We start from the raw sequence: 3,096 nt of genomic DNA, 5'->3' as shown, positions 1-3,096 counted from the left end.
CCGTACACCCGGACCGACCAGTCCGACCACAAGGTCATCATGCTGACCGGCGACAGCGCGGTCCACACGAGCACCGTCGAGATCGACATGCTCGTGGGCGGCACCACCGAGCGGACGATGCGCGTCTACGCGACGACCGCCCTGGTGCGCCGGGACGGCGAGTGGAAGGCCGCGCACTTCCAGATCAGCCCCGCCCCCGAGCGCTGACCGGCCGCCGCGGCGCCATCACCGCCGGGCCGGACGTACGGGCCCGGGCGCTCAGGCGCCCGAACCCTCGGACTCCCAGAAGGCGCGCAGGTGCGGCACCAGCTCGGCGGCCCGCTCCTCGGGGAAGAACAGCCGGCCGCCCTCGATCTCCACAACCTTCCTGACGCCGGGGATCGTGTCGCGCAGCCACCGCGCCCACCGCGTCTCGAAGAACACGTCGCCCGTGCCCCACACGACGAGCGCGGGCACGGCGAGCAGGGTGAGCTGCGGCTCGATGGCGATCATGTCCTTGGCGTCGATCGAGGTCAGCAGCCGCTCGAACGCCTTTCCGCCGCCCGGCTTGGCGAGGATGGGCCGCAGGTACGCCTCGACGACCGCCGCCGGGTCGTCGATGTGCTCGTAGCTCTGGCCGTACGCGGTGGCCGAGAGCAGCTCCGGCCGGCCGAGCACGGCCCCGACGAGCTCGGCCAGCTCCCCGCGCTCGGCCAGCTCGACCGTCGGCCGGAACGCCGGGGGCGGCGTGTCGTCGTGGACGTCGCAGTTGGTCAGCGTGAGTGTGCGGAGCCGTGCGGGGTGGCGGACGGCGAGGTGCTGGGCGACGGCGCCGCCCGTGTCGTTGGCGACCAGGTCGACCCGGCCGAGCTTCAGTTCGGCGCAGAACTCCTCGATCGCGTCCGCGAGCGCCGGCAGCGACAGGTCCTCGCGGAGGTCGCTGCCGCCGTGCACGGGCAGGTCGGGCGCCACGCAGCGGCGCTCGCCGCGCAGCTCGGCGATGACGTGCCGCCACAGGTGCGAGCTGGTGCCCACCCCGTGCAGGAACAGCGTCACGGGCCCTTCGCCCTCGTCCACGTAGGTCAGCCCGGCGGCCTTGCCCATGGCGTTCTCCACTCTTTGAAACAGACCGACTGTCGGTCTGGAAACTAACCGACTGAGGGTCGGTATGTCTAGAGTGGGGGCATGAGTCTCAGGGCAGAGCGCGGCGCCGCCACGCGCGAGAAGGTCGTCGCCATCGCCCGCCGCCTGTTCGCCGAGCACGGCTACGAGGGCACCTCGATCGAGGCCGTGCTGCACGAATCGGGCCTGAGCCGGGGCGCGCTCTACCACCACTACGCGGGCAAGGACGCGCTGTTCGAGGCGGTGCTGGAGGCCGTGGAGTCCGAGGTGGGCCGGGCGATCCTCGCCTCGGTGCGGGGCGTCGACGATCCCCGTCAGGCCCTGGTGACGGGATGCCTGGAGTGGATGCGGCTGGCGGGCGACCCGGTCGTGCGCCGCATCGCGCTGATCGACGCGCCCTCCGTGCTCGGCTGGGAGCGCTGGCGGGCCATGGAGGAGCGGCACGCGTTCGGCATGCTGAAGGCGGCGTTGCAGGCGTCGAGGGCGGTGCCGGAGGAGTTCACCGACCTGCACGCGCACATGCTGCTGGCGGCCATCAACGAGAGCGCGCTGCTGGTGGCGCGCGGCGGCGGCCCCGAGGCGGCCGAGGCCGCCCTTGAGGACTTCCTCCGCCGCGTCCTCGGCCCCACTCCCTGAGAGCCGGGCCGTCGAGTTCACCCGGATCGTTTCCGCCTCAGGCAACCTGGCCGTCTGCGGGCAGCAGTTCTGGCTCGGCACCCACCGGGCCGGCCTTACGATCACACTGCGGGCCGATACCGGCACCGTCGAACTGCTGGCCGCCGGGTTCAGGATCAAGAAAGTCCCGTCCCGGCTGACGCCCCAGCATCTGCGCCGACTGCTGGGCGAAGGCGGCACCCGCATCCAGGCCGCACCCCGACCGGCCCGCCCCGGCCCCGGCCAGGCGGTCGAGGTCGACCGGACCATCAACGCCTGCGGTCTGGTCCCCCTCGGCGGCCGGCAGCATTCGGTCGGCTACCAGTTCGCCGGACGCCGGCTGACCACCCGCATCGAAGCACCGTAATGCACCTGACCGACGGACACACCCTGCTGTGCACCCTGCCCAACTCCCTCACCACCGAGGAGATGGCCCATCTTCCGGACGCCCTGAACCTCGACCAGCTCTCGAACCCGTCCGGGTGCAGCGGCGGGTCAGTAGCCGTGGTCAGCTCGCCATCGCCGGACAGAGCATCCGCGTCGGCATCGGCCACACCGGAGCCACCGCGGCCGTCAAAAATACCGACTGGACCTTCCACATCACTCACGCCGGCCAGGTCATCGCTGAGGTAGGCCGGACCACCACCAAGCCGATCGCCCGGTTCAAAGCTCGAAGGCCACAGCTTCCGCTGCCCGGCATCCGCAGAATGTCTTCCCCTGGTGATCGCGTGGGACAAGAATGTCAGGGGGCTGGCGTACCTTCCACACCGTGATCTCTTATGTGACCGGCGACGCGACCCATCCCCACGGCCAGGGGCCAAAGGTCATCAGCCACGTGTGCAACGACATCGGCGGCTGGGGCAGAGGCTTCGTCCTCGCCCTCTCGCGGCGCTGGCCACAGCCAGAAACCGACTACCGAGCCTGGCACCGCTCTGGTAACGACTTCCAGCTGGGCGCAATCCGGTTGGTGCAGGTTGAGCCCGAGCTGTGGGTCGCGAACCTGATCGGCCAGCACGGCATCCGGCCCACCAAGGACGGCCCGCCTATCCGCTATGACGCTCTGGAGCGTTGCCTGTCCACTCTGGGCGATGAATCGCTGAGCCTCGACGCGAGTGTCCACATGCCTCGGATCGGCGCTGGCCTCGCGGGAGGCTCTTGGGAGCACATCGAACCGCTTATCCTCAAGCAGCTGACCGAGCGCGGTATCGCGCGAGGGCGAGATTGTGCATGTGTGCGACGGCCTGGGCAGCGTGGTGGAGGCCGGACCCCTTCTGTCGGCAATCACGCAGGATCTTGTAGTTCTTCATCCGGGCGAAGACGTGCTCGACGCGGGCGCGGATG

Annotated in this window: 5 protein-coding genes; 3 read left to right on the top strand and 2 right to left on the bottom strand. The window is 70.3% G+C overall.

All coding sequences use genetic code 11. The features are described from left to right. Window positions 1–207 (top strand): nuclear transport factor 2 family protein (locus tag AB0H81_RS44365; RefSeq protein WP_358388421.1); only part of this gene is annotated, 207 nt, incomplete at its 5' end. 51 nt (window positions 208–258) lie between these two features. Here the strand turns inward: AB0H81_RS44365 and AB0H81_RS44360 are convergent. Next, on the bottom strand, window positions 259–1,083 hold the full coding sequence (locus tag AB0H81_RS44360; RefSeq protein WP_358388419.1) for an alpha/beta hydrolase: 825 nt from the start codon (window positions 1,081–1,083) through the stop codon (window positions 259–261). Between the two features lie 81 nt (window positions 1,084–1,164). On the opposite strand from AB0H81_RS44360, the gene AB0H81_RS44355 reads away from it, so the two are divergent. Together AB0H81_RS44355 and AB0H81_RS44350 are read left to right on the top strand one after the other, a co-directional pair. After that, window positions 1,165–1,737: a TetR/AcrR family transcriptional regulator gene (locus AB0H81_RS44355; RefSeq protein WP_358388416.1), complete on the top strand. Its 573-nt coding sequence runs from the start codon at window positions 1,165–1,167 to the stop codon at window positions 1,735–1,737. Next, complete coding sequence (locus AB0H81_RS44350; RefSeq protein WP_358388413.1) at window positions 1,697–2,122, top strand: hypothetical protein; 426 nt, start codon at window positions 1,697–1,699, stop codon at window positions 2,120–2,122. The genes AB0H81_RS44355 and AB0H81_RS44350 overlap by 41 nt, the downstream gene beginning before the upstream one ends. Window positions 2,123–2,936: 814 nt before the next feature. Here the strand turns inward: AB0H81_RS44350 and AB0H81_RS44345 are convergent. After that, window positions 2,937–3,096: transposase (locus tag AB0H81_RS44345; RefSeq protein WP_358388424.1), on the bottom strand; the 160-nt coding region annotated here is incomplete at its 5' end.

Origin of the sequence: Nonomuraea sp. NPDC050691 (assembly GCF_040654455.1) — a bacterium.
Taxonomy (GTDB): Bacteria; Actinomycetota; Actinomycetes; order Streptosporangiales; family Streptosporangiaceae; genus Nonomuraea.
Note: the sequence above shows the minus strand (reverse complement) of the source record. Positions and strands in the feature narration are given on the sequence as shown.